Source organism: Serinicoccus profundi (assembly GCF_008001015.1).
GTDB lineage: Bacteria > Actinomycetota > Actinomycetes > Actinomycetales > Dermatophilaceae > Ornithinicoccus > Ornithinicoccus profundi.
The window spans coordinates 2,957,159-2,982,158 of sequence record NZ_CP042862.1 but is presented as its reverse complement, the minus strand read 5'-3'; the positions used below and the strand labels follow the sequence as shown (position 1 = coordinate 2,982,158).

The 25,000-nt window shown below is 72.9% G+C and carries 24 protein-coding genes; 20 read left to right on the top strand and 4 right to left on the bottom strand.

The genetic code is table 11. The annotated features are described in order from the left end of the window. Positions 1-171: 171 nt before the first annotated feature. Positions 172-453 (bottom strand): DUF4235 domain-containing protein, encoded by a 282-nt coding sequence (locus FA582_RS13910; protein ID WP_010147494.1) that lies wholly within the window; start codon positions 451-453, stop codon positions 172-174. Between the two features lie 201 nt (positions 454-654). On the opposite strand from FA582_RS13910, the gene FA582_RS13905 reads away from it, so the two are divergent. The 3 genes from FA582_RS13905 to FA582_RS13895 all read left to right on the top strand — a co-directional run bounded on the left by FA582_RS13905 (position 655) and on the right by FA582_RS13895 (position 3,202). After that, positions 655-918: a hypothetical protein gene (locus tag FA582_RS13905; RefSeq protein ID WP_010147493.1), complete on the top strand. Its 264-nt coding sequence runs from the start codon at positions 655-657 to the stop codon at positions 916-918. Positions 919-997: 79 nt separating this feature from the next. Beyond that, complete coding sequence (locus FA582_RS13900) at positions 998-2,167, top strand: thiamine ABC transporter substrate-binding protein (RefSeq protein WP_010147492.1); 1,170 nt, start codon at positions 998-1,000, stop codon at positions 2,165-2,167. Positions 2,168-2,227: 60 nt separating this feature from the next. Beyond that, positions 2,228-3,202 carry a type IV toxin-antitoxin system AbiEi family antitoxin gene (locus FA582_RS13895; protein WP_158640883.1) on the top strand — a complete coding sequence of 325 codons (975 nt, stop codon included), beginning with the start codon at positions 2,228-2,230 and terminating at the stop codon, positions 3,200-3,202. 121 nt (positions 3,203-3,323) lie between these two features. Here the strand turns inward: FA582_RS13895 and FA582_RS13890 are convergent, their stop codons facing one another. Next, positions 3,324-3,731, bottom strand: a complete 408-nt coding sequence (locus FA582_RS13890) for a type II toxin-antitoxin system VapC family toxin (protein WP_010147490.1) — start codon at positions 3,729-3,731, stop codon at positions 3,324-3,326. Beyond that, positions 3,724-3,951, bottom strand: coding sequence for an AbrB/MazE/SpoVT family DNA-binding domain-containing protein (locus FA582_RS13885; protein ID WP_010147489.1), 228 nt, complete (start codon positions 3,949-3,951; stop codon positions 3,724-3,726). Before FA582_RS13885 ends, FA582_RS13890 begins: the two co-directional genes overlap by 8 nt. 184 nt (positions 3,952-4,135) lie before the next feature. On the opposite strand from FA582_RS13885, the gene FA582_RS13880 reads away from it, so the two are divergent. From FA582_RS13880 to FA582_RS16450, 4 genes are all read left to right on the top strand, one after another. Then, positions 4,136-5,827, top strand: coding sequence for an ABC transporter permease (locus FA582_RS13880; protein ID WP_081480553.1), 1,692 nt, complete (start codon positions 4,136-4,138; stop codon positions 5,825-5,827). Continuing rightward, complete coding sequence (locus FA582_RS13875) at positions 5,827-6,852, top strand: ABC transporter ATP-binding protein (RefSeq protein WP_010147487.1); 1,026 nt, start codon at positions 5,827-5,829, stop codon at positions 6,850-6,852. The genes FA582_RS13880 and FA582_RS13875 overlap by 1 nt, the downstream gene beginning before the upstream one ends. Before the next feature lie 138 nt (positions 6,853-6,990). Further along, positions 6,991-8,181, top strand: a complete 1,191-nt coding sequence (locus FA582_RS13870; RefSeq protein WP_010147486.1) for an O-succinylhomoserine sulfhydrylase — start codon at positions 6,991-6,993, stop codon at positions 8,179-8,181. Between the two features lie 280 nt (positions 8,182-8,461). Further along, entirely contained in the window at positions 8,462-9,037 is a 576-nt protein-coding gene (locus FA582_RS16450; RefSeq protein WP_010147485.1) for a hypothetical protein, read from the top strand. A 6-nt stretch (positions 9,038-9,043) separates the two neighbouring features. On the opposite strand, the gene FA582_RS13860 is transcribed toward FA582_RS16450, so the two are convergent. Next, on the bottom strand, positions 9,044-9,835 hold the full coding sequence (locus FA582_RS13860; RefSeq protein ID WP_010147484.1) for a thioesterase family protein: 792 nt from the start codon (positions 9,833-9,835) through the stop codon (positions 9,044-9,046). 25 nt (positions 9,836-9,860) lie between these two features. On the opposite strand from FA582_RS13860, the gene FA582_RS13855 reads away from it, so the two are divergent. The 13 genes from FA582_RS13855 (at position 9,861) to FA582_RS17585 (ending at position 24,628) form a co-directional block, all read left to right on the top strand. Next, a complete protein-coding gene (locus tag FA582_RS13855; RefSeq protein WP_010147483.1) occupies positions 9,861-10,922 on the top strand; it encodes a DUF2891 family protein in 1,062 nt (353 codons plus the stop codon). Next, on the top strand, positions 10,919-12,460 hold the full coding sequence (locus FA582_RS13850; RefSeq protein WP_010147482.1) for a sensor histidine kinase: 1,542 nt from the start codon (positions 10,919-10,921) through the stop codon (positions 12,458-12,460). Before FA582_RS13855 ends, FA582_RS13850 begins: the two co-directional genes overlap by 4 nt. A 9-nt stretch (positions 12,461-12,469) precedes the next feature. Further along, positions 12,470-13,144, top strand: coding sequence for a response regulator transcription factor (locus FA582_RS13845; RefSeq protein WP_010147480.1), 675 nt, complete (start codon positions 12,470-12,472; stop codon positions 13,142-13,144). A gap of 154 nt (positions 13,145-13,298) precedes the next feature. Further along, positions 13,299-14,600 (top strand): glycosyltransferase family protein, encoded by a 1,302-nt coding sequence (locus tag FA582_RS13840; protein ID WP_010147478.1) that lies wholly within the window; start codon positions 13,299-13,301, stop codon positions 14,598-14,600. Beyond that, on the top strand, positions 14,590-15,831 hold the full coding sequence (locus FA582_RS13835; RefSeq protein WP_010147477.1) for a glycosyltransferase: 1,242 nt from the start codon (positions 14,590-14,592) through the stop codon (positions 15,829-15,831). The genes FA582_RS13840 and FA582_RS13835 overlap by 11 nt, the downstream gene beginning before the upstream one ends. Further along, the gene (locus FA582_RS13830) at positions 15,828-17,120 is read left to right on the top strand and encodes a glycosyltransferase (RefSeq protein WP_010147476.1); all 1,293 of its coding nucleotides are present in this window, start codon (positions 15,828-15,830) and stop codon (positions 17,118-17,120) included. The genes FA582_RS13835 and FA582_RS13830 overlap by 4 nt, the downstream gene beginning before the upstream one ends. After that, the gene (locus tag FA582_RS13825; protein WP_010147475.1) at positions 17,120-18,889 is read left to right on the top strand and encodes an ABC transporter ATP-binding protein; all 1,770 of its coding nucleotides are present in this window, start codon (positions 17,120-17,122) and stop codon (positions 18,887-18,889) included. Before FA582_RS13830 ends, FA582_RS13825 begins: the two co-directional genes overlap by 1 nt. After that, entirely contained in the window at positions 18,882-21,050 is a 2,169-nt protein-coding gene (locus FA582_RS13820; protein ID WP_147899849.1) for a phosphotransferase family protein, read from the top strand. The genes FA582_RS13825 and FA582_RS13820 overlap by 8 nt, the downstream gene beginning before the upstream one ends. After that, entirely contained in the window at positions 21,005-21,475 is a 471-nt protein-coding gene (locus FA582_RS13815; protein WP_147899848.1) for a phosphotransferase family protein, read from the top strand. The genes FA582_RS13820 and FA582_RS13815 overlap by 46 nt, the downstream gene beginning before the upstream one ends. A gap of 119 nt (positions 21,476-21,594) precedes the next feature. Further along, positions 21,595-22,230 (top strand): hypothetical protein, encoded by a 636-nt coding sequence (locus tag FA582_RS16650; protein ID WP_010147473.1) that lies wholly within the window; start codon positions 21,595-21,597, stop codon positions 22,228-22,230. A gap of 219 nt (positions 22,231-22,449) precedes the next feature. Continuing rightward, positions 22,450-23,298 carry a CPBP family intramembrane glutamic endopeptidase gene (locus FA582_RS13805; RefSeq protein WP_420853163.1) on the top strand — a complete coding sequence of 283 codons (849 nt, stop codon included), beginning with the start codon at positions 22,450-22,452 and terminating at the stop codon, positions 23,296-23,298. A gap of 118 nt (positions 23,299-23,416) precedes the next feature. Continuing rightward, a complete protein-coding gene (locus FA582_RS13800) occupies positions 23,417-24,040 on the top strand; it encodes a hypothetical protein (RefSeq protein ID WP_010147460.1) in 624 nt (207 codons plus the stop codon). 57 nt (positions 24,041-24,097) lie between these two features. Beyond that, positions 24,098-24,628: a GNAT family N-acetyltransferase gene (locus FA582_RS17585; RefSeq protein ID WP_010147459.1), complete on the top strand. Its 531-nt coding sequence runs from the start codon at positions 24,098-24,100 to the stop codon at positions 24,626-24,628. The last annotated feature ends 372 nt before the right edge of the window (positions 24,629-25,000 follow it).

Here is a 25,000-nt window from a genome sequence, read left to right as displayed (position 1 = left end):
CTGATGGCGATTTCACGTCGCGTCTGTGCGGCCGAATGGGGAGTAGGCATAAGCGTGGCCTTGGGGACATGGGAACGGGGACACGCCATTCTGTGACAAAAGTAGTCCCGAGTGCAAGGTGCGCTTTATCACCTGGATGCCGGGCGAGGAGGATGCCGCGCCGTGCAGGGCTCAGTTGGTCGCGTCCGCGACCTGCTCGGAGCTCTTGTGGCTCGCCTTGGCGATGACCCGGCTCGACTGCCGGTTGGCGAGCATCCGGGCCAGCCCGACGAGCGCCCCGGAGAGCAGGGCGAAGGCCACCGCCTCCTTGAGGTCGATGTCCGGATCCTCGGGGTTGGCCGGGGAGTCGCTGCCGGTGACGAACTTCCAGGTGCCATCGGTCGCCTTGCGTGCGATGGAGCTGGCCGCGAGCACGGCGGCGACGGTGACGGCCTTGGCGACGAGATTTCCCATGCTCCGATCCTGCCACAGGACCACAGGGGCGGCGACGCCCCGTGACCGGCACGGCGGCCGCCTCACCCGCAAGGGTGTGCGAGGCCTGTCGGCCACCTCTTCTTGCTATGGTCTGCGCGCATCCACCTCCGGGCATCGCCGCCCGGGTGGCGACACGCACGGTTGTCCTCCCCGACCCCCGAAAGGTTGAGCGCCTCCGTCATGCAGGCTGACCTCTCCACCTGGCTGGTGCTCGGGCTGTGGATCCTCCTCGCCCTGGCGGCGCTGGGCATCCTCTGGGCCACCGCGCGCTCCAGCCTCAAGGGCATGGAGGTGGTCCTCGGCCCCCCTCGCCAGCCCTGCCGGGAGAAAGAGTCCGACCAGGAGTCGGGCACCCGCGCAGGTGAGCACCCGCCCGAGGCGGGCGGCGATGACGACGGTGATAGTGTCGAAGACGACCACGACAGGGGAGCGCCCGAGCGCTGAGAGTGCGGCACCCGCCGCAGACCCTCGAACCTGCACCGGCTAGCACCGGCGAAGGAAGTCGATGAGGAGACGCATCGCCATGACTCATAACCGTCCTCGACGGACCACCATCCTTGCCCTCGCAGCCCTCACCGGGCTCACGCTGAGCTCCTGCACCCTCATGGGTGAGGACGACACCGAGGGGAGTGCCGCGGCACCGACCGGGGCCGAACCCTCCACTACGGACGACCCGGACGCCGGCGACGACACCGCGAGCGACACCGCCCCCGCGCCCACCCCGGCCGACACCGGCACCGTGGTGCTCGCGGCGCACGACTCCTTCACCCTCCCGGACGAGCTGATCGCCGCCTTCGAGGCGGACACCGGCTATGAGCTGGAGGTCCAGCTCGCCGGTGACGCCGGCCAGATGGCCAACCAGATCGTCCTCACCGCCGGCAACCCGACCGCCGATGTCGTCTTCGGCATCGACACGACCTTCGCCAGCCGGGTCGTCGCGGCCGACGCGCTGGAGGCATACCGCCCGGACGACCTGCCCGCCTCGGTCACCGAGCACGACCTCACCGAGGGTGGCGACGCCTACCTCACGCCCGTCGACTACGGCGACGTGTGCGTCAACATCGACACCGCGTGGTTCGCCAACAACGGCATCGAGCCGCCCGAGGACCTCACCGACCTCACCGACCCGGCCTACGAGGACCTCTTCGTCACCCCCGGCGCCAGCACCTCGAGCCCCGGGCTGGCCTTCCTGCTCGCGACGGTCGGCGAGTTCGGCCCGGGGGAGTGGCAGGGCTACTGGGAGGACCTCATGGCCAACGGTGCCAAGATCACCAGTGGGTGGACGGACGCCTACACCGTCGACTTCACCGCGGGCGGCGGCGACGGCGACCGGCCCATCGTCCTGTCCTACGCCTCCAGCCCGCCGTTCACCATCCCCGACGGCGGGTTCGAGCCCACGACCCGCGCCCTGCTCGACACCTGCTTCCGCCAGGTGGAGTATGCCGGCGTCCTCGCCGGGACCGACAACCCGCAGGGCGCGCAGGCGGTCGTCGACTGGCTGCTCAGCGAGCCCGTGCAGGCGGCCATCCCGGACAGCATGTACGTCTACCCGGTCGATGACGAGGTCGCGCTTCCCGAGCTGTGGGCCCAGTGGGCGCAGGTCGCCGAGGACCCGATCGTCGTCCACCCGCGCCAGATCGAGGCCGAGCGGGAGACCTGGCTGCGCGAGTGGGCGGACATCGCCACCGGATGAGTCCGGCGAGCCGGTGTTCCATTTTTCTTCATGTTTCACTATGCTGAACACTTGGACGTCATGAGACACTGGCTGGTCGAGTTGCTCAGGCGGGTGCGGGCTGAGGGCGTGGACGCACGTCTGGAGAGTTCTCCCTCCCCGGATTCCGCAGCCGATGGAACCTTGACCGTTGCCTCGCCGACCGGACAGCAACGGTTCTCGGCCGTCATCAGGACGGGCCTGTCTCCGTCGGCGGTTGGGTTACTGCCGGCGGTCAACAACCCCATCCTTCTCGCAGATCATGTCAGTGCGCCCCTCGCTCAGGCGCTGACCCGCGCTGGGTGGAACTACATCGACCAGCACGCGAACGCCCATGTGAGTGCCCCCGGACTCGTTGTTCGTATCGAAGGCAGGGGTCCGGCACGCGCTGCCAAGGTCTCCATCTCAGCGCCCTTCACCAAGGCAGGGCTGCCCGTCACCTTCGCGTTGCTCGTGCTCCATGGACAGGGTGTGAAAGCAACCCAGAGGGAGCTGGCTGACTACGCAGAGACCTCACTGGCCACGACGAACAGGGTGGTGCGCGCACTGCGTGAGCTTCGTCAGCTCTCGAGCGAGGGGAAACTGTTGCGCCCGGACATGCTGGCCGAGTCATGGGCCGACGCCTATCTGGCTCAGCGAGATCTACTCGCTCCCGGACAGGCATACACGTCAGACGTGTGGAAGGGCGTTCCCGAGATGCGATCAAGCGCTCGACCCGCGGGCACGTATCTAGGGTCTGAAGCGGCCGCGGCGGAAGTCGGTCTGTCCATCCGCCCGATCACCGTTCTCCTCTATGCAGACACGGCTGGGCGGAATCAGATCATCCAAGCCGGTCGGTTGAGGCGCGACAGTGGAGGGTGGGTCGAGATTCGGCAGCGGTTCTGGAGTGCCGGGCTGCTCGGGGACTCGGCGGTGGTCCCGCCCTTCCTGGTCCGCGCAGACCTGTCGGCCATGGAGGATCCACGCCTGAGCGCCTTGGCCGCATCGATGGTCGGTTCGCTGAGCACACGTTCTTGATCCAGGGCGTCGAGGTCGCTGTCGTTCCCTTCGGCAGCATCGAAGGCGGGCGGCAGGTCACTCTGCGCGAGAGGAGATCCAGCAGCCACCGAGCACCCCCGTGTAGGGATGCTCTCGCCGGTCACGGGGTGATCAGCTGCAGGCCGGGGAACGCTGTGGCGTACCTGGTGGCGTCCCGGGTGAGCAGGCGGTGACCCGCCACCACGGCGTGCGCGCCGATGTAGAAGTCGGGTAGGGGCGTCGGCCTCTTCCCGCCGCGACGACGGTAGGCCAAGAACGCCTTGCCGGCGAGGAATGCCCCCGACCACGGCAGTGCCTCCCGCACGAAGTGACGCGCGGGGAGGAGGTTCTCGAGGTCCTCGATGCGGTCGAAGCCGACGGAAACCTCGGCATACACGATCGGGTTGATGACGACGAGGCCTCGGTCGAGGGCGGCCGACAGGGCCTCCCCGGACCAGGCGGCCCAGTGGGGGTCGTCCGTGGCGATGTCGAGCAGGACGTTGGAGTCGACCAACGTCGAGTCAGTCATCGCGCAGCAGGCTCATGAGTTCATCGGTGCTCAGATCCGTGCTCGCCCGACCGCGCATCCGGCGCACCAGCCGTCCGCCGGGTGTCTCGCCCTGATCCGCGTGCACGATGCGCAGAACGGCGCCGTCCGCGACCACCTGCACCTCGTCGCCTTCGACGAAACCGTGACTACGCCGCAGTTCCGCCGGGATCGTCACTTGCCCCTTGCTGTTCAGCCGCATGGCACCTCCATGTATGACGTATTCCGTGTGTCACATCCTACGCTGAGGAGCCGGGGTACGTCTGGTCCGCCGGGTCACCTGTAGCCTGAGATCCACGACAGGGGAGCCTCGCGCTGAGAGTGCGGCCCGCAGCCGCAGACCCTTGATGAACCTGCTCCGGTTAGCACCGGCGAAGGGAGTCGACATGAGCCGATCTGCGACGTTGCTCAGCCGCGTGCGGTGGCGATCGGGGGCCAACGGGCCGGGCCTCGGGCTCGGGATCCTCGCGCTCGTCCCGCTCGCCTTCCTCGCGGTCTTCTTCGTCCTCCCGGTGAGCGGGATGCTCGCGCGCGGGCTGTGGCCCGAGGGCAGGCTCGACCTCAGCGCGGTGCCCGAGGTGCTGGGGCGGGCCCGGACCCTGCGCGTGCTGACCTTCACCCTGGTCAGCTCGCTGGCCGGCACGGTCCTCACGCTGCTGCTCGGCGTGCCGGTGGCCTTCGTGCTCTACCGCCTGCGCTTCCCCGGCCGTGCCCTGCTGCGCGCCGTGGTGGTCATGCCCTTCGTGCTGCCGACCGTCGTCGTCGGCGTGATGTTCCGCTCCCTGCTGGCCCCCGGGGGCCCGCTCGGCGGGCTCGGCCTCGACGGCACCTGGGTGCCGATCCTGCTCGCCTTCGTCTTCTTCAACCTCGCCGTCGTCGTGCGCACGGTCGGCGGGCTGTGGGAGGGGCTGGATCGCCGGGCCGAGGAGTCCGCCGCCACGCTGGGCGCCAGCCCCTGGCAGGTATGGCGCACCGTCACCCTCCCGGCGCTCGCGCCCGGCATCGTCTCCGCCGCGACCCTCGTCTTCCTCTTCTGCTCCACCGCCTTCGGGGTCGTCCTCACCCTGGGCGGGCTGCGCTATGGCACCATCGAGACCGAGATCTACCTGCTCACCGTGCAGTTCCTCGACCTGCAGGGCGCGGCCGTCCTCTCGGTCCTGCAGCTGCTCGCCGTCGTGGCCATGCTCACGGTCGCGGGGCGCACCCGCACCCGACGTGAGCAGACCCTGCGACGGGTGGGCGCGCAGGCCGCGGCCCGGGCGCCCCGGCGCGACGACCTCCCCGCCCTGGCCGCTACCGCGCTCGCCGTCGCCTTCGTGCTGCTGCCGGTCGGCACCCTCGTGGTGCGCTCCCTGCAGGTCGGCCCGGGGTGGGGTTTCGCGCACTACCGCGCCCTCACCGACCCCGACGCCACCGCGGCGCTGCGGGTCAGCGTCACCGAGGCGATGGCCAACTCGCTGCGCACCGCGGCCGACGCCACCGTCCTGGCCATGCTGCTCGGTCTCGCCGTCGCCGTCGTCGTCTCCCGCCGCCCCCGCGGCATCGGCTGGGCGCGGGTGGTGTCGGTGCTCGACGGAGCCTTCATGCTGCCGCTGGGCATCTCGGCGGTCACCGTCGGCTTCGGCTTCCTCATCACCCTCGACCGGCCTCCCCTGGACCTGCGCACCTCGCCGGTGCTCGTGCCCATCGCGCAGGCGATGGTGGCGCTACCGCTGGTGGTGCGCACCCTGACGCCCGTGCTGCGCTCGGTGGACCCGCGTCAGCGGGAGGCGGCCGCCACCCTCGGGGCACGGCCGTGGCGGGCGGCGTGGACGGCCGAGGCCCCGGTGCTGGCCCGCCCGCTGCTCGCCGCGACCGGCTTCGCCTTCGCCGTGTCGCTGGGGGAGTTCGGCGCCACGAGCTTCCTGGCCCGCCCCGACCGGCCCACCGTCCCCGTCGTCATCTACCAGCTCATCTCCCGGCCGGGCGCCGACCATCTCGGCATGGCGCTCGCCGCCAGCGTCCTGCTCGCGCTCGTGACGGTGATCGTCATGGGCGTGGTCGAGCGGCTCCGCGTCGGCTCGGTGGGGGCCTTCTGATGCTCGAGCTCACCGAAGTCACCGTCACCTTCCCCGGCGCGACCGCGGTCGATGACGTCTCCCTGCAGGTCCAGGACGGCACCGTCCTCGCGGTGCTCGGGCCCTCGGGCTGCGGCAAGTCCACCCTCATGCGCGCGATCGCGGGGCTGGAGCCGACGACCTCCGGGACGATCCGCTGGCAGGGCGTCGACCTCGCCGGGGTGCCCACCCACGAGCGCGGCTTCGCCCTGATGTTCCAGGACGGGCAGCTCTTCGCCCAGGCCAGCGTGGCGGACAACATCGGCTACCCACTGCGGCTGCGGGGCGTCGGACGCCGGGCCAGGGCGAGCCGGGTCGGCGACCTGCTCGAGCTCGTCGGGCTCGCGGGATATGCCGACCGCCGCCCCGCCACCCTCTCCGGCGGCGAGCAGCAGCGGGTGGCGCTGGCCCGGTCCCTGGCCGCCGACCCGGCGCTGCTGCTGCTCGACGAGCCGCTCAGCGCGCTCGACCGCGCCCTGCGCGACCGGCTCGCCGGCGACCTGCGCGAGATCCTCGTCACCACCGGCACCACCGCGCTCCTGGTGACCCACGACCACGACGAGGCCTTCACCGTCGCCGACCGGATGGCGGTCATGCTCGAGGGCCGGATCGCCCAGGAGGGTGACACGACGCAGGTATGGCGCGCGCCGGTCTCCCGCGAGGTCGCCACCTTCATCGGCTACGACACGATCCTCGAGCCGGCCACCCCCGCCGAGCGTCGCCTGTGGCTACCCCCGGGCCGCGGGGACGCTGCTCGTGGTGGCCCGGAGCCGGACGCGGCGACCTCCGTGGTGGCGTTGCGCCGCTCCGCCCTGCGCGTCGATCCTGCCGGCCCGCTCGTCGGGACGGTGCGGCGGGTGATGACCGTCTCCGACGCCGTGCAGCTCGAGGTCGAGGTCGAGCGCCTGGGGCGGATCCCGGCGTTCGCCGACGACCTCGGGCCCGAGGTCGGCGACGTGGTGCGGCTCGCGGTGGATCCACGCGGCGTCGCGCACCTGCCCGAGTGACCTGCGCCGGACGCCGGGACTCACTGCAGAACCTGCGCACAAGGCGGATCGTGCGGAGAGACGTCGGAAGATCCTGCATACCTCGAGAGGCGGTCCCGATGCCGGACGACCGCCGCGCAGGGCCTAGATTGGTCCCCCATGAACACCCCTGACGGCTGGCGTCCGGACACGCTCGCGGTGCGCGGCGGGCTCATGCGCAGCGAGTTCGACGAGACCTCGGAGGCGCTCTACCCGACCTCCGGTTACGTCTACGCCAGTGCGCAGGAAGCGCAGGCGGCGTTCAACGACGAGGTCGAGCGCTTCGTCTACAGCCGCTACGGCAACCCCACCGTCGCCATGCTCGAGGAGCGGATGCGGCTGCTGCACGGCGCCGAGGCCGCCCAGGCCACCGCGTCCGGCATGTCGGCGGTCTTCACCGCCCTCGGCGGCCTGTGTGCGGCGGGTGACCGGATCGTCGCGAGCCGCGCGCTCTTCGGCTCCTGCTTCGTCATCATCGACGAGGTGCTGCGCCGCTGGGGCGTCGAGAGCACCTTCGTCGACGGCACCGACCTCGAGGACTGGGCCCGCGCCCTGTCGACCCCGGCCACCGCCGTCTTCTTCGAGACCCCGAGCAACCCGACGCAGGAGCTCGTCGACATCGCCGCGGTGAGCGAGCTCGCGCACGCCGCCGGCGCGGTCGTCGTCGTCGACAACGTCTTCGGCACCCCGGTCTTCTCGCGACCCCTGGATCACGGCGCCGACATCGTCGTCTACTCCACCACCAAGCACATCGACGGCCAGGGACGCGTCATGGGCGGGATGATCCTCGGCCCCACCGAGCTCGTCGGCGGTCCGATCCAGACGCTGCTGCGGCATACCGGACCGTCGATGTCGCCGTTCAACGCCTGGGTGACGCTCAAGGGGCTGGAGACGCTGACCCTGCGGGTGGAGCGCCAGGCGCAGAGCACCCTCGAGCTCGCCCGTCACCTCGAGGCCGACCCGAGGGTGACCCGCGTCTTCCACCCCTGGCTCGAGTCCCACCCGCAGGCCGAGCTGGCCCGGCGGCAGATGACCGGCGGCGGCACGGTGGTCACCTTCACCCTCGACGCCGGGCAGGAGGAGGCCTTCGCCTTCATGAACGCGCTGGAGATCGTCGACATCTCCAACAACCTCGGCGACGCGAAGTCGCTCACCACGCACCCGACGACGACGACGCACAAGCGGCTGCCGGAGGAGGCGCGGCTGGCCGCCGGGATCACCGAGGGCACCATCCGGCTCTCGGTCGGCCTGGAGGACGTCGAGGACCTGCGGGAGGACCTCGAGCGGGGCCTCGCCGCCGCCTTCTCCTGAGCCGGAGCGGGTCGCGGCCGGACCCGGCGGATACTGTGATGCAGATCACAGTATCTGGATGCAACGAATCTCCTCCTCCTGACGTCTAGGTAGTGTCGGTTCGGGACAGCCGACACACCCCGTCGTGAGGGGCCGCAGTTTGCGGGACGGTGGGGATGAAGGTTGGTGGGGCGCTGGATCAGGGACCAGCGCCCCACCACCCACACCCTCATCGGCGCGCTGCGTGGCCTCCAGACCTAGACTGACGGGGACGCGACGCAGACGCCGAGGAGCCCTTGCGATGATCCGCACCCGCCGACCCCTCCTGGCCCTGAGTGCCCTGAGCCTGGCCGCCGCACTGGCCGGCTGCGGCGACACCGGCAGCGATGCCGGCGACGAGCCGACGCCGACCAGCACCCAGAGCGCCGATGACAGCAGCGCCGACCCCACCGACACCAGCGAGGATGCCGCAGTGACCTCCGAGGAGCCCGCCATCGGCGACAAGCCGACCCATACCCAGATCGCCCCGGGTGGGGGAGAGGCGTCGCTCCCGCTCGGCACCGTCCCCGACGGCACCGCCGAGCGGGCCGACGTGCAGGAGGCCATCGCCGCCGAGGCCGAGCGCAGTGGTGTCGAGCCCGACGCGGTGGGCATCGCCGGCTATGCCGACGTCACCTGGAGCGACGGCTCGATCGGCTGCCCCCGGCCCGGGATGATGTACACCCAGGCGCTCGTGCCCGGGCACCAGCTTGTTCTCGAGGTCGACGGCTCCTACGCCAGCTACCACGCGGCGGAGGGCAAGCCGTTCTCCTACTGCGCCCAGCCGGTCGCGCCCTCCTCCTCGGAGTCCCACGGCGGCACGATCAGCGACCGCTGACGCGCCTCAGCGCGCCGGTCGCAGCGTGAGCGCCTGCACGACCGTGCCCACCGGTCCCTGCTCGTCGTGCACGACGGAGGCCGTCTGACCGATGCCGGTCGGCCCCCACGACACCCGGGTGTCCATCCCCACCCACGGACCCTCCGGCTCCCGGTGCAGGTGCAGCGTGAGGTCGACGTTGGGGAAGAGCCACTCGTGCGGGGCCTCCCTGCCCGCCGTGCCGTTCGCGGTGTCGAGCAGCCCGACCCAGGAGGCCAGCGGCGAGGCCTGCTCGCCGGTGCTCCCGCCGACGAGCGGCACGTGGGTGCGCACCCAGGTCCGGCCGCGTCCGGCCCGCGACCCCGGCACCGACCGGAAGTCGAGGCTGCGGATGAAGCCACCGCCCCAGTGATCCATCCCGTGCCAGTCCTCGAGCTCCCCGGGCGCGGGCAGCTCCGCGTGCTCGCCCGAGGCGACCGCGCTGGTGTCGCCGCGCACCAGCCGCCACGCCGTCATCCGGACGGCCGCGCGGCCCGCGATCTCCACGCTCGACTCGAGCAGCTCGATGGTCCGCCCGGGCCGCAGCACCCGGGTGGTCACCGTCATCTCCTCGCGCCGGATGAAGCCGAGGATGTCCACGCTGAGCCGGGCCCACTGCAGGTCCTCGCGCGGGTGCTCGTGCTCGAGCGTGTGCAGCAGCAGCCCGATGACCGGGGCGACGTGCTGCTCGTCGGGCGACCACGCACCCTGCACGTGCTCGGTCGGGCGATAGCGCCCCTCGCCCAGTGCCGTGAAGTAGTGCCGCCCGTCAAGCCTCATGAGGCGCGAGTGTAGTAATGGTCCCGTGACCCCGCCCGAACCCACCCGACCGGCCACCCACCCCCAGCCCCACCCTCGGGCCCGCGCCTGGAGCCGGATCGCGCGCGCGGTGATCGGCACGGCATACCCCTGGGCGCCGGGGCACCTCGTCCTCGGCCCCGACGACACCGACGTCACCCCCGAGCGCCTGCACCCTGCCTTCCACGGTGCCTTGGACTGGCACTCGTGCGTGCACATGCAGTGGTCGCTCGTCACCCTCCTCACGAGGTATGCCTACGCGCTCGGCGAGCAGGAGTGCGCCGCCGCCCGGTCGCTGCTCGAGGAGCGGCTCACCGCCACGCACCTCGCGGCCGAGGTGGACTACCTGCGGGCCCGGCCCGGTTTCGAGCGTCCCTACGGCTGGGCGTGGGCCGCGCAGCTGGCTGCGGCGACCGCCGGTCTCGCCGACGTGCTGCCGCAGGCGCGGGGCTGGGCAGACGACCTCACCCCGCTGGCCGACCTCCTCGCCGAGCGGATCCTCGCGCACCTGCCCCGCCAGGCCTATCCGGTCCGCCACGGGAAGCACCAGAACGACGCCTTCGCCCTGCTCCTGCTGCGCGACGCCTACCGGCGGCTGGGCCGGGACGACGTGGTGCGCGCGTGCGGTGACGCGGCGCGCCGCTGGTTCGGCGACGACAGCCCGCTCGCGACCGACGACGAGCCCAGCGGCTCGGACTTCCTCTCCCCGGCGCTGACCGAGGCGCTGCTCATGACCGAGGTGCTCGGTCCCGACGAGGGCGCCGCGTGGCTGGACCGCGCGCTCCCGGGGCTCGGCGCCGGGCGCCACGAGCACCTGCTCGAGGTGCCGCGGGTGCTCGACCCGACGGACGGGCAGGGTGCCCACCTGCTCGGGCTCGCGCTGTCGCGGGCGTGGGCCCTGCGCACTCTGGCACCCTGGGTGCAGGATGCCGCGGCCGCCCGGCTGCGGGAGGCCGCCGAGGAGCAGGAGGGTGCCGTGCTGGAGCAGATCACCGCCGGCGACTTCATGGCGACCCACTGGCTGGTGTCCTTCGCCCTGCTCGCCGACCCGGCGGAGGGTGGGGGATGAGGCTGGCCGGCGACGGCGGGTGGACCGTCCAACGCCGCTTGCTCGTCATGATGGTGGGGATGATGGCCCTGGGCATCGCCCTCACCGGGGTGCTGTCCTTCGCGGTGCAGTTCCGCTCCCTCGACGAACGGATCCAGGACGACCTCGAGCAGGAGATCCAGGAGGTCTCGCGGCTGGCCGAATCGGGTCCGCTGCGCGACGGGGAGCCCTTCACCGACGCTGACGCACTTTTCGTGTCCTTCATCGAGACCTCCGTCGCGAGCTCCAACGAGGCCTTCCTCGCGTTGCTCGACGGGGAGCGACGCTTCCAGAGCCCGGGTGAGCGGGACTTCCGGATCGACCACGCCGACGTGCTCGACCTCATCGCGAGCACCCCGCTGGAGCCGGGGCGGGCGGTCATCGACACCGTCGACACCCAGGGGACGACGCTGACGGTGATCATGGCCGACGTGCGGCTGCCGCAGGAGGAGCGGGAGGGCACCTTCGTGGTGGCCATCGACTCCGGCGCGCTGGCGGACCAGATCTGGCGTCGGGTGTGGACGTATGCCGGGGTCGGGTTGGCCTCGCTCCTCGTCGCGGGAGCCCTGGCGCACGTCGTGCTGGGGCGGCTGCTGCGGCCGCTGCGCGAGCTCCAGGACGCGACCGCGCAGATCAGCCCGGAGGACCTCTCCCGCCGGGTGGAGGTCTCCGGCAGCACCGACGTGACCGCGCTGGCCCACCGTTTCAACGCCATGCTCGACCGGATCGAGGACGGGGTCCGGATGCAGCGGCAGTTCCTCGACGACGCCGCCCACGAGCTGCGCACCCCGCTCACCATCCTGCGCGGCAACGCCGAGCTGCTGCGTCCGGAGGACCCCGAGGACGTCACCGCGACCCGCACCCTGCTGCTCGACGAGGTCGACCGGATGCAGCGGCTCGTCGACGACCTGCTCATGCTCGCGCGGGCCCAGCGCGGCGACTTCCTACGGCCGCAGCGCACCGACGTCACCGAGCTCGCGGTGGAGTGCATGGAGCGCATCACCTCCCTCGGGGACCGCCAGTGGCGGTTGGCCGCGCACGCCGAGGGCCAGGTCGTCCTGGACCGGCAACGGCTCATCCAGGCCGTCGTCCAGCTCGCGGCCAACGCGGTGAAGTTCAGCGAGCCCGGCTCGCCCGTCGAGCTGGGCTCGGGCTGGGTCGAGGGCAAGGACCCGCAGGTCGGGCGGGCCCAGGAGCTCGGGGCCCGCCCCGCCACCCGCTACCTCAGCCTCTGCGTGTCCGACCACGGCACCGGCATACCCGAGACCGAGCAGGCGCGGATCTTCGAGCGGTTCGGGCGCGCCGAGTCGGCCTCGCACGTCGACGGCAGCGGCCTGGGCCTGGCGATCGTGCAGGCCATCGCCGAGGCGCACGGCGGCGCCGTCGGCGTCGAGTCGGTCGAGGGGCTGGGCTCGCGCTTCACCATGTGGATCCCGGGCGACACGCAGGCCGGCCCGGCCGCGGCGCGCACGATCGAGGCCGGGGTCGTCCAGGACTCCCCGGTGCGGACCGGCGGGTAGCCTGCGCGCATGGCGAACATTCTCATCGCGGAGGACGAGGAGGGGATCGCCCGCGTCATCGACCGGGGGCTGCGGGCCGACGGCCACCGCACGACGATCGTCTCCGACGGGATCGCCGCGCTGGAGGCCGCCAGCGGAGGCCAGATCGACCTCGTCGTGCTCGACGTGGGGCTGCCCAAGATGGACGGCTTCACCGTGCTGCGCATGCTGCGCACCATGGACGAGCCGGTGCCGGTCATCATGTGCACGGCCCGCGACTCGGTCGAGGACACCGTGCACGGCCTGGAGAACGGCGCCGAGGACTACCTGCCCAAGCCCTTCCGGGTCGAGGAGCTGCGCGCCCGGGTCAAGCTGCGGCTGCGCCAGCACGCCGAGGCGCAGGCCGGTGGCCGCGGGGAGGACGTCCTCGAGGTCGGCGGGGTCCGCCTCGACATCCCCGCCCGCACGGTGCACGTCGACGGCCAGCCGGTCGAGCTGTCGGCCCGTGAGTTCACCCTCGCCCGTGAGCTCATGGACCACGCCGGCCAGGTCCTCAGCCGTGACCAGCTGCTGGACCGGGTGTGGGGCTTCGAGGTCACCGGCAGCTCCAACGTCGTCGACGTCTACATCCGCTACCTGCGGGCCAAGGTCGGCGCCGACCGCATCACCACCGTGCGCGGGGTCGGCTACCGCTTCGAGCGCTGACGCGTCCGCTGCTGACGGCGTCCGCCCGACGCCGCTGCGTCGATGCAGGTCAGGCCGCATGAGAGCACTCTCATGACGGTGTCATGGTGACCTCATCCCGCCCGTGTTCACTCATCCTCACGCCCCGGCACCGGGTCGGGCGGGAGAGGACGACATGGACCGACGCAGCAGCACCGGCAGCGGCGCACAGCCGCTGCGTGCCGTGTTCTACTCCCACGACTCCCAGGGTCTGGGTCACTTCCGCCGCAACCGCGCCCTCGCGCATACCCTCTCCCAGCGTCTGCCGGTGCTCACCGGTCGTCCGGTCACCGGTCTGCTCCTCAACGGTGTCGCCGGGGCCGGCGCTCGCAGCCTGCCGGCCGGCTTCGACGTCGTCACCCTCCCGGCGATCGGCAAGACGGCCGGCCACAGCGGCTACGGCCCGCGCCACCTCGACCTGGGGATGGACGCCGTGCTGTCGGTGCGCGGGGAGATCGTCCGGGCCACGGGGGTCGCCTTCCGGCCCGACCTCGTCGTCGTGGACCGCCACGCGCTCGGCGTCGGCGGCGAGCTGCTCGCCGGGCTCCAGGCGATGCGCCGCGAGCTGCCGCAGGCCCGCTTCGTCCTGGGTCTGCGCGACGTCCTCGACGCCCCCGAGGCGGTCGAGTCGGAGTGGCGGCAGACGCCCGCCGAGCTGGTGGCCGAGATCTACGACGAGATCTGGATCTACGGCGACCCGGCGGTGCACGACCTGCGGCTCTCCGGCGAGCTGCCCGACGAGCTCGCACCGCTCGTCCGCTACCAGGGCTTCCTCGCCCACGGCCGCGCGGAGGAGCCGACCGAGCTCGACCCCGAGCAGCCCTACCTCGTCACCACGGCAGGTGGCGGCAGCGACGGCACCCGGCTGTGCCTGGCCGCCGCCCGGGCGCGGGTGCCCGCCGGCCACCGGCAGATCCTCATCACCGGGCCCCAGATGTCGGACGCCGACCACCGTGCGGTGGAGCGGGAGGCCGGCCGCCACACCTCGGTGACCCGCAGCGTCGACGACGCCGCCGGGCTCATCCGCCGGGCCGCCGCCTCGGTCTCGATGGCCGGCTACAACACCGTCGCCGAGACCCTCGCCACCGACGTGCCCGCGCTGCTCGTGCCGCGCGAGCGCCCGCGCACCGAGCAGCTCATCCGGGCCCGCGCCCTCACCGGCGTGGGAGCCACCGACCTGCTGCGGGAGGGCGACCTCACCGACGCGGCCATCAGCCGGTGGTGGGCGGGCGCCGTGCACCATCGGGTCGACCGCTCCGGCCTCGACCTCGGGGGCCTGCGGGCGGTCGCGACCTCGGCCGCCGCGCTGGTCCGCACCTCCCCGGCACTCGCCCCGGTCCCCGCCTTCGCGCTGCCCACCGAGGGCCTCACCGGCAACAGCACCGAGTCCGCGGCGGCGGCCGTGGACCGCAGGGAAGGACTGGCCGTTGCCGTCTGAACGCACCGCCTACGTCCTCAAGGTCTACCCGCGCTTCTCCGAGACCTTCGTCGTCACCGAGATCCTGGCCCGTGAGGCCGCCGGCGACGACCTGGCCATCTACGCGCTGCGGCCCACCACCGACTCGCGCTTCCACCCCCAGCTCGCCCAGGTGCAGGCCCCGGTGACCCACCTGCCCCGCGCGCACAAGCTGTCGGCCGAGTGGGAGGTCCTCGCGCAGGCGCAGGCCGAGCTGCCCGACTTCGGCGCGCGCTTCGGTGCGCTCATGCCGCTTCTCGTCCGTCTCGACCCCTCCGACATCGCCCAGGGCGTCGACCTCGCGCTGCGGCTGCGCCGCGACGGCATCACCCGGGTCCACGTGCACTTCGCCAGCATGGCGTCGTGGTGCACGGCGATCGCGAGCGCGCTCACCGGCATACCCTTCACCGTCACCACGCACGCCAAGGACCTCTTCCACGAGTCCGTCGACCGCGTGGTGCTGCGGGAGGTGCTCGGACGGGCCGCTGCCGTCATCGCGATCAGCGACTACAACCGCCGTTTCCTCCTCGAGCACGTCGACCCCACGCTGGCCGACCGCGTCAGCCTCGTGCGCAACGGGCTGGAGCTGGGGCGCTTCGCCTACCGCGACCCGCGCCCCGTCGGCCCGGTGCTGCGCGTGCTCGCGGTCGGCCGCATCGTCGAGAAGAAGGGTTTCGACCACCTCGTCGACGCCGTCACCGCGCTGCGCGCCGAGGGTATGCCGCTCGAGGTGCGGATCGTCGGTGAGGGCGAGCGCGCCGCCGACCTCGCCGCACAGGTCGAGCGGGCCGGGGTCGGCGACGTCGTCACCCTGCTCGGGTCGCGCAGCCAGTCCGAGCTCGTCGCCGAGCTCGACTGGGCCGACGTCATGGTCGCCCCCTGCGTCGTCGGCGCCGACGGCAACGCCGACGGGCTGCCGACTGTGCTGCTCGAGGCGATGGCCAGTGGGGTGCCGTGCGTCGCGACCGACGTCACCGGCATACCCGAGGCGATCCATCCGGCCACCGGCGACGCGCCCGCCACCGGCGTGCTGCTGCCCTGCGACCCCGACGGGCTCGCCGGCCGGGTCGCCGACGCGCTGCGCCGGGTCGCCGAGCCCTCCTGGCCCCGGGTCGAGGTCGCCCGGTCCGCCCGCGCCCGCGTCGAGCGGGACTTCGACACCACCACCCAGGCGGCCCGACTGGCCGCCGTCACGGCAGGAGCCACCCGATGACCCGCGTCGCCTACGTCTGCGCCGACCCCGGCATCCCCGTCTTCGGGACCAAGGGGGCGAGTGTCCACATCCAGGAGATCGTGCGTGCCTGGCGCGACCGGGGCGCCGACGTCGAGGTGTATGCCGTCCGCCTCGGTGACCCCGAGCACGTCCCCGCCGACCTCGCCGACCTCGTGGTCCACCACGTGCCGGTCGGTCGGATCGGGTCCGGCTCCGGGTCTGGCTCGGACGACGCCGGTGCCGCGGCCCGGCGCGAGGTCGCCCAGCGGCAGGCCTGCGCCGAGATCGCCCGCCGGGTCGTGGCGGCGGCGCCTGATGTCGTCTACGAGCGCTACTCCCTCTTCTCGACCGTCCTGCACGCGGCGCGTCGCGGTCTGGGCGAGGGGGTCCGGGCGGTGCTGGAGGTCAACGCCCCGCTCATCGACGAGCAGCGCGAGCACCGCGTGCTCGTCGACGAGGTCGGGGCCGAGGGCGCGCTTCGGGCCCAGGTCGCGGCGGCCGACGTCGTCGCCTGCGTGAGCGGACGCGTGGCCGAGTGGGTGCACGAGCGCGTGGGGCTGGACGAAGGACCGTGCGCCGCGCCGGGTGAGGTCGCGCACGGCGGCGCTGGTCTCGTCGGTCAGGCCAGCGTCCTCGTCGTGCCCAACGGGGTCAACACCGACCGGATCCAGGCCGTGACCCCCGATCTCGACGGCGACCCGGTGGTCGTCTTCGTCGGGACCCTCAAGCCGTGGCACGGCGTCGAGGACCTCGTGCGGTCCGCCGCCCTCGCGCAGCGCCCCTGGCGGCTGCGGATCGTGGGCGACGGGCCGCAGCGGGCATCCGTCGAGCAGGCGGCCGCGGAGCACGGGCTCACCGTGGAGCTGACCGGCGCGGTCGCGCCCGAGCAGATCCCGGCAGCCCTGGAGGGGGCGCTCGTCGCGGTCGCCCCCTATCCGGAGAGCGGCGACCACTACTTCTCCCCGCTCAAGGTCTACGAGTACGGCGCGGCCGCCCTGCCCGTCGTCGCCTCCCGGATCGGCCAGATCCCTGCGGTCGTCGAGGACGGGCGCACCGGGCTGCTCGTGCCGCCGTCGGACCCGCCGGCGCTCGCCGCCGCCATCGACTCCCTCGTCGCCGACCCCGACGCCGCGCGCCGCATGGGCGCCGCGGCCCGCCGGCTGATGGAGCGCGAGCACTCCTGGGGCCACGTCCTCGCGGCGACGCTGGCGCCGATCCCGGTGGCCACGAGGATCTCGGCGACCACGCCGACCACCCGTCCGGCCGTGCCCGTCGCCGGGGTCCGCTGATGGCCCGCTCCACCGCGCCGGCCTCGCCGCTGCGGCGGACCCTGCGGCTCGTGCTGCCGCACCTGCACGGGCAGCGAGCGCTGATGGCCGGCGGGGGAGTGCTGCTACTGCTCGAGGTGGTCTTCCGCGTGCTCGAGCCGTGGCCCACCAAGCTGGTCATCGACGCCCTGACCCGCAGCCTCGGGGCGGACCTCGCCGAGCCGGGGCCGCAGGCCACGGTCCAGCTGCTCGTCGCCTGCGGCCTCGGCACCATCGCGATCATCGGGCTGCGGGCCGTCTGCAACTACGGCGCGACCGTCGCCTTCGCGCTCAGTGGCAGCCGCGTCGCCACCCGGCTGCGGGCCGCGGTCTTCGACCACGTGCAGGGGTTGTCCCGCAGCTACCACGGGCGGGCGCGTTCCGGCGACGTCGTGCAGCGGCTGGTCGCCGATGTCGGTCGCCTCCAGGAGGTCGCCGTGACCGCCGGTATGCCGCTGGTGGCCAATGTCTTCACCCTGGTCGCGATGCTCGGCGTCATGACCTGGCTGGACCCGGTGCTGGCGCTCATCGTGCTCGTCTCGATCCTCATCTTCGGGCTGTTCTCCCGCCTCTCGACCGGCAAGATCACCCACGCCTCCCGCAAGACGCGGCGCAGCGAGGGCGAGCTGGCCAACGTCGCCCAGGAGACGCTCACCGGGATGACGCACGTCCAGGCATACGGGATGGAGCGCGACCGCTCGGCCACCTTCCAGGGCTCCAACAACCGCTCCCTCAAGGACGGCGTCGTCGCGCGGCGGCTCGCCGCTGGGCTGGAGCGACGCACCGACGTGCTCGTCGGCGTCGCGACCGCGGCGGTGCTGCTGCTCGGTGGCGCGCGGGTGCTGCAGGGGGCGATGACCCCCGGCGACATGGTGATCTTCCTGACCTACCTCAAGACGTCGATGAAGCCGTTGCGGGACCTGGCGAAGTACACCGGGCGCATCGCCCGCGCCAGCGCCTCCGGCGAGCGGGTCGCCGACCTGCTCGACGAGCAGCCCGACATCGTCTCCCCGGTCGACCCGGTGCGCCTGGGCGTCGTCCGAGGTCGGGTGGAGCTGCGGGACGTGCACCTGGAGTTCGTCCCCGGGCTGCCGGTGCTGCGCGGGGTCGACCTGCAGATCGAGCCGGGGGAGCGGGTCGCCATCGTCGGCCCTTCGGGCTCGGGCAAGTCGACCGTGGCCTCGCTTCTGCTGCGCCTGCTGGACCCTGGCTCGGGCAGCGTGCACCTGGACGGGGTCGACCTGCGCGAGGTCGACCTGCGCGACCTGCGCGGCCAGATCGCGCTCGTGCAGCAGGACGCCGTCCTCTTCACCGGCACCATCGAGGACAACATCCGGCAGGGCCGCCCCGAGGCGAGCGAGCACCAGGTGCAGCGTGCGGCGCGGCTCGCCCGCGTCACCGAGTTCACCGACGAGCTGCCCGAGGGTCTGCAGACCGAGGTGAGCGAGCGTGGGGCGAGCCTCTCCGGCGGTCAGCGGCAACGGATCTCCCTGGCCCGGGCCTTCCTGCGCGACGCACCGGTGCTGCTCCTCGACGAGCCGACGACGGGGCTCGACCCGGACAACGTCGTGCTCGTCGGTGAGGCGATCGCCGAGCTCAGCCGCGGGCGCACCAGCGTCATGATCACCCACGACCTCGACGTGGCGCGGGGCGCCGACCGGGTCGTCGTGCTCGAGCAGGGCCGGGTGACGTGGTCGGGGCCGGCACAGGAGGCGCCGCTGGGCGAGGTCCTGGAGGAGAGCCGTGGCTGATCGGACGGCGTCACGCGGGTCCGCGCCGGACCCGGTGCTCGAGCTGCTCCTCGACCCGGGGCGGCTGAGCGGGCTGCTGCGCACACCGGTGCGAGTGACCCGCGTGCGACCCAAGCCGGGGGTGAGTCACACGGCGGTCCTGCTCGGCCCCGACGGGCGGGTGCTCGGCTGGATCCAGGCGCTCATCGGGCCCGCGCGCGCCAAGGCGGTCAAGGCTCGGGAGCGGGCGCAGCGCTACGGACTGGCCGAGCAGATCTCCTCGGTGCCGCTGCCGCAGTGGGACGCCGAGCTGGTCTGGGGTGGCCTCGCGACCGACCCGGCGCTGGCCAAGCCGTTGCGCCGCAGCGGCCTCGACCTCACCGCCGACGACCTGGTGCTGCTGCGCTACAACCCGCTGCGTCGCCTCGTGCTGCGGGCCGGGGACGAGGTCGTCCGGGTCACCGCCGAGCCGCATGCGCAGCGGATGGCGACCGTCAGTCAGGCGCTCGCGGCGCAGGGCCTGCCCGTGGTGACGCCGCGGGGGTCGGGCGAGGGGTCCACTGGCGACGGTAGGGCGACGTCCGGGCGGGTGGGGCCCGGCGTGACGACGTCCGGAGGTGCAGGTGAGGTGGCCTCCGGGGGTGCGGAACCTCGGGTGATGACGTCTGGACGGGTCAGCGTGTGGCCGTGGGTCGAGGGGACCGACCTCGCCCGAGACGCGGAGCACCCAGCCGACCTGGTGAGGGCCGCCCACCTGGCGGGTGCGCTCGCTGCCCGGCTGCATACCGTGACCCCGACGGTCGTGGGTCTGCCCCGGCGAGGATGGAGCGATCTGCGGGCCGCGGCAGAGCGGGCGGTCACGCAGGTCGAGGCGGTCGCGCCGGAGGTCGCCGACACCGCGCGGCGTGCCCTGGCCGGGCTGCCGCCGTCGCTGCCGGAGGGTGGCGAAGGCGAGGGAGGGGCTTCCGAGCCGGCGTCCGTCGGCACTGCGCCCGCGGTCACCAGGCCGTCCCGGCTCGCCGGTGTGCCCTCCACGCCCACGGTGCAGAGTTCTGCTGCCGTGGTGCTGCACGGGGACCTCTCGCTGGACCAGTTCCTGCTCGGCGATGACGGGGCGGTATGGCTCACCGACCTGGACCGTGCCTGCCTCGGGCCGGTCGAGATCGACCTGGCCTCGGTTTGGGCGAGCGAGATCCTGCGCGAGGCGCAGGATGCGGTCGCCAGGAGGAGCCCGGCCGCTGCCGCTGGCGGCACCGACTCCACCTCGGCGCAGTGGGAGGCCTTCCTCGCCGGTCATGGCCGGAAGGCCATCGGCGGCGCGTGGGTCGCCGCGGCCCTGCTGGCGCGGGTCGGGGAGCCGTGGCGGGCCCAGCGTGCGCGCTGGCGCGAGGAGACCCTGCTCATCGGGCGGCTAGCGCTCGACCAGCTCACCCGCGCCGCCGATCAGCCGACCCACAGCGCGGCCGACGGGCCACCCTCCCGAGCGCGCGACCGCGATGCCACCCCACCGAGGCCGACGGGCGGCTCGCACGGCATACCCATGACCGACGCCGCACGCGAGAAGCCCGAGGAGACATGGCGGGTGCCGGGACACGTTGCCGGGCCGCGCCCCGAGGACGACGTCGACGTCGAGCGTGCCTGGCCGGCCGGCGAGCGGCACGGGCACCACCGGGTCGCGATCGAGGGTCGCGACACCCGCGGCCACCTGCGAGCCGGCACCATCACGACCGCGGGGGAGGTCCACTTGCTGCCGTATGGCGAGGATCCGCGGCTGCCCGCCCTCGGCGATGTTGTCAGTGGCGGAAGCCTGCTGGTGCACCGCGCCGGGCGGCGGGCCGTCGTGCATCGGTGCGACGGCTACCTCAAGGTCGTGCGCCCGGGCCGGGCGGCGGCCGTCGCCGAGGCCTCGTGCGGGGGGCGTCGGTGGCGCGGGCTGCCGGGCTCGACGCCGCGGACGTGCTCGAGTGCACGGATCAGACCGTGCGCTCCGCGGCGCTGCCGGGGCTCCCCGTCCAGCGGTTGTCGACCGACCGGGGCTGGACCGAGGTGTGGGGGGTCTGGGCGGGCGCCTGGTCGAGCTGGCAGCGGCTGTCGACGACCGGTCTGGAGGCGCATACCCCCACCCACGAGGCTCAGGTGCTGCGCACGTGGTCGGAGCGGGTGGGCGCCCTCGGCCTCCTGACCGGCACCGGATGGTCCGAACGCCTGGAGGCCACCGCGGCCGAGCTCGACCGCTCGCCCGCGGTGGATCTCGTCGTGGCGCACCGCGACCTGCACGACGGTCAGCTGCTCTGGGACGGCCAGCGCATCGGCGTCATCGACCTCGACACGGTATGCCGGGCCGAGCCCGCCCTCGACCTCGCCAACCTCGCGGTGCACGCCGCACTGCGGCAGGCGCAGGGGGTGTGGACGATTGCCGCCGCGGACGTGGTGCGGGAGGCCGTGGCTGAAGCTGCCCGGGCGGGGAAGGTGCCGCAGGCACGGCTCGGGCTCGCGCGTCGGGCGACCGTGGCGCGGCTCGTCGCGGTCTACTCCCTGCGGCCGCGCTGGCGCGACGTCGTCCTGGAGTGGGCCGAGGAGCAGTGGACGGTCGACGTCCGCGCGTAGGTGTGGGCCGGTGGTGTGACTGCGTTTCAGCGGATTCTGTGGCGGCTGGCCAGCGCGGATGAGAGGTTTCTCATGGAGGTCTCACCCCCCTCTCCTCCGGGCTCGGCAGACTCGGTCGCATGAAGATGGTGGCTTCCGCTCTCGCCCTCGTCCTCATCGGCCTGACCGGTGGGTGGCTGTGGATCGACGCCGCCGCAGACGCGCAGGAGACCGAGGGCATCGTCGTCGCCGGTGCCCTCGAGATCGCCGAGGCTGACGCGCCCGTCCCCCAGGCCGGGTCGGCCGGTCGTCCTGACGTCCTGACCGCCGACCTCGTGCGAGCACTCCAGGAGGGGAGCCTCACCCTCTCGGACGGCTTCGCCCAGGTGCGGGAGGACGCCGAGCGGGAGGCCGAGGCGCGGGCCGCCGAGAAGGCCGAGCAGAAGGCGAAGGACCAGGCGGCCGAGGAGAAGGCGGCAGCAGAGAAGGCGGAGAAGGCTGCGCAGGAGGAGGCCGCCGCCCAGCGAGCAGCCGAGGATCAGGCCGCGGCCGAGGCCGAGGCTGCCGCTCGCGCCGCCGAGGAAGCAGCCCGTGCCGCCGAGCAGGCACCTCCTGCGCCGGCCCAGCCCGCACCGGTGCAGCCTGCCCCGGCGCAGCCGGCACCCGCCCAACCTGCACCCGTCCAGCCCTCGCCCGTCATGTGCTGGGACGACGACGGGTGGGAAGAGTGCGATGACGACTGGGACGACGATGACGACTGGGACGACGATGACTGAGGACGCGCCGTCGGGCTGACCCTCCCTGTCGGGTCGGCACCCGTCGACCCCCACGAGCCGGGCGGCGCGCAGTCACCCCTGCTGACGGCGACCGCCCTCGCGGACCGAGCACCCGGACGACCCACCCGGGTGCTCGGTCGTGCCCGGCCTGGATCGTCTGGGGTCGGAGCCGCTCGCGCGCCGCCCGGGGCGCGGCCGTCGAGCACCTAGCCTGAGGGGGTGGACCGTCCTCTGCCACCCAGCGCCCTCCCACCCAGCGCCCTCCCACCCAGCGCCCTCCCACCCAGCGCCCTCGCGCGCCGCAGCCTCCCACCCAGCGCCCTCCCGCGCCGCACCCTCCTGACCGAGACACTGCTCGTGCTGGGTGTCAGCCTCGGCGCCTCCGCCGTCTGGTCCGTCCTGAGCATCGCGCGCAAGCTCACCGCCCCCGGAGGTCTGTCGGCCCAGACCACGAGCATGAACACCAGCGCGGCGCCGGACCAGCCCTGGATCGACCTCGCCTACCAGCTCGTCGGCATCGCCCTGGCTCTCGTGCCGGTGGTGCTCGCTCTCCATCTCCTGGGCCGCGACATCGCCCGCCCGTGGCGGGTCATGGGTCTGGACCGCACCCGACCGGTCCGTGACCTCGCGCAGGGGACGCTGCTCGCGGCGGTGATCGGCATACCTGGTCTCGGTCTCTATCTCCTCGCGCGCGAGCTCGGCGTCAACACCACCGTCGCCCCGGCCAACCTGCCCTCGATCTGGTGGGCCGTGCCCGTGCTGGTCCTTGCGGCAGTCCAGAACTCGGTGCTCGAGGAGGTCGTGGCGGTCGGCTACCTCTTCACGCGGTGGGCACAGGCGGGGTGGTCGATGTGGGCGATCATCCTGACGTCGGCGCTGCTGAGAGGCAGTTACCACCTCTACCAGGGCTTCGGCGGGTTCATCGGCAATGTGGCGATGGGGGTGATCCTCGGGTGGTTCTACGCGCGGACGCGGCGGGTCATGCCGCTCGTGGTCGCCCATACGGTGCTCGACGTCGTCGCCTTCGTCGGGTATGCCGCCCTCGCCGGCCGGGTCGACTGGCTCTGACCCGCGCCGCGACTGACAGGTGAGGCACAGGTCGTCCTGAGGTGTGGCATACCCACGGCGCTGATGGTGGAGGCATCGACGCCACGGACCGTGGCGGCACCGACAGGGAAGGACCATCATGAAGACCTCCATCGCCACCGCACTCGGGGTGAGCGGCCTGACCGCAGCCGTGATCGGCTTCGGGGTCGCCGTGCCCAGCCTGGCCGAGGACGCCTCGACCACGAGCACGACGACCGAGGATTCCGCCTCGACCTCGGACCCTGCGGCCGAGGGGACGACCGAGGATGAGGATGGCGTCCGCGACCCGCACGGTGGTGGGGCCGATGGTCCTCGCGGCCACGGCCCGCGCGGCCTCTCCCTCACCACGGCGGCCGACACCCTCGGACTGACTGCGGAGGAGCTCGGGACGCAGCTCGCGGAAGGGACCACGCTCGGGGAGATCGCCGATGCCGAGGGCGTGGACCGGCAGGTGCTCGTCGACGCGCTGCTCGCCGCGGCGGAGTCCGACATCCAGGAGTTGCTCGACCAGCCGCTGACCGGCGGGCCCGGCCCGCGGGGGATGGGCGGCGTGCCGGGCGGTGCGGTCGACGGCCTGCCGCCGGAGTCGGACACGGCGGTCCCTGGTGGCGTGCCGGGCGAGGATGGGTCCACGGCGAAGCCTTGGCAGCCGGAGTCCAGCACGGACGGGGCGGGCGCGGGCGACGACTCCACCGACGAGTCGGGGGCGACCTCCGACACCTGACCGGGACGACGGGCCGCCGGGACGCCGCTCAGGGTCCCGGCGGCATACCCTTGGACCATGACGCAGATCGTCCACCTCGCCGAGCAGGACCGCTGGGAAGCTCATGATGCCGACCGGTCCATCGGATACCTCTCGTACGCGCTCGCCGACGGCGTCCTGGACCTGCAGCACTCCGTCGTCGACCCCGCCGCGCGCGGCCAGGGACTGGGCGGTCGGCTGGTCGAGGAGGCGCTGCAGTATGCGCGCGCCGAGGGCCTGCGGGTGCGGCCGACATGCCCGTTCGTGCCGGACTACATCGCCCAGCACCCCGAGCACGCAGACCTCGTCGAGGGTGCGGAGAGTGCCGCTGCCGAGACCGCCGAGGGCGGCGACGTCGCCACCGTCGGGATCCGCGACCAGAGCATCCGCCTGGGTCAGCTGCTCAAGCTCTCCGGGGTGGTGCCGGACGGTGCCATGGCGCGCATGGTCATCGAGAACGGTGAGGTCACGGTCGACGGGGAGGTCGTCATGCGGCGCGGGACCCAGATCCGCCCCGGCCAGATCGTGTCCTATGCAGGGGAGTCGATCACTCCGGCGCACGAGGGCTGACCGCTCAGAACGGCGGCGGTCCCGTCGGGCTCATCCCCGACATCGTCAGAGCGTGCTCGAGCAGGGCGCGGGCTCGCGCTCGGTCGGCAGTGCTGGCGATCGCCACGATGGCACCCCCTTCCCGATCCGCGACCACCCCCCGGTGGTTGCGTGGTGCTTCATCTGATCTCAGAATAGAACACGTGTTCGATCAATGGAAGGTGACACGCCCAGTCTGGGGATAACGGGCCGAGCGCATCGGGGGTGTGGACGACCTGGGTGCGAGCAGCGCTCGCGCGCGTGGAGCTGGGGTGCAGCCAGCAGTCGACGGTCGCGCCCGGGTTGTGGCTCAGCGGGGTCTAGGCAAGCGGGTACTACAGGTCAGCGGACCGG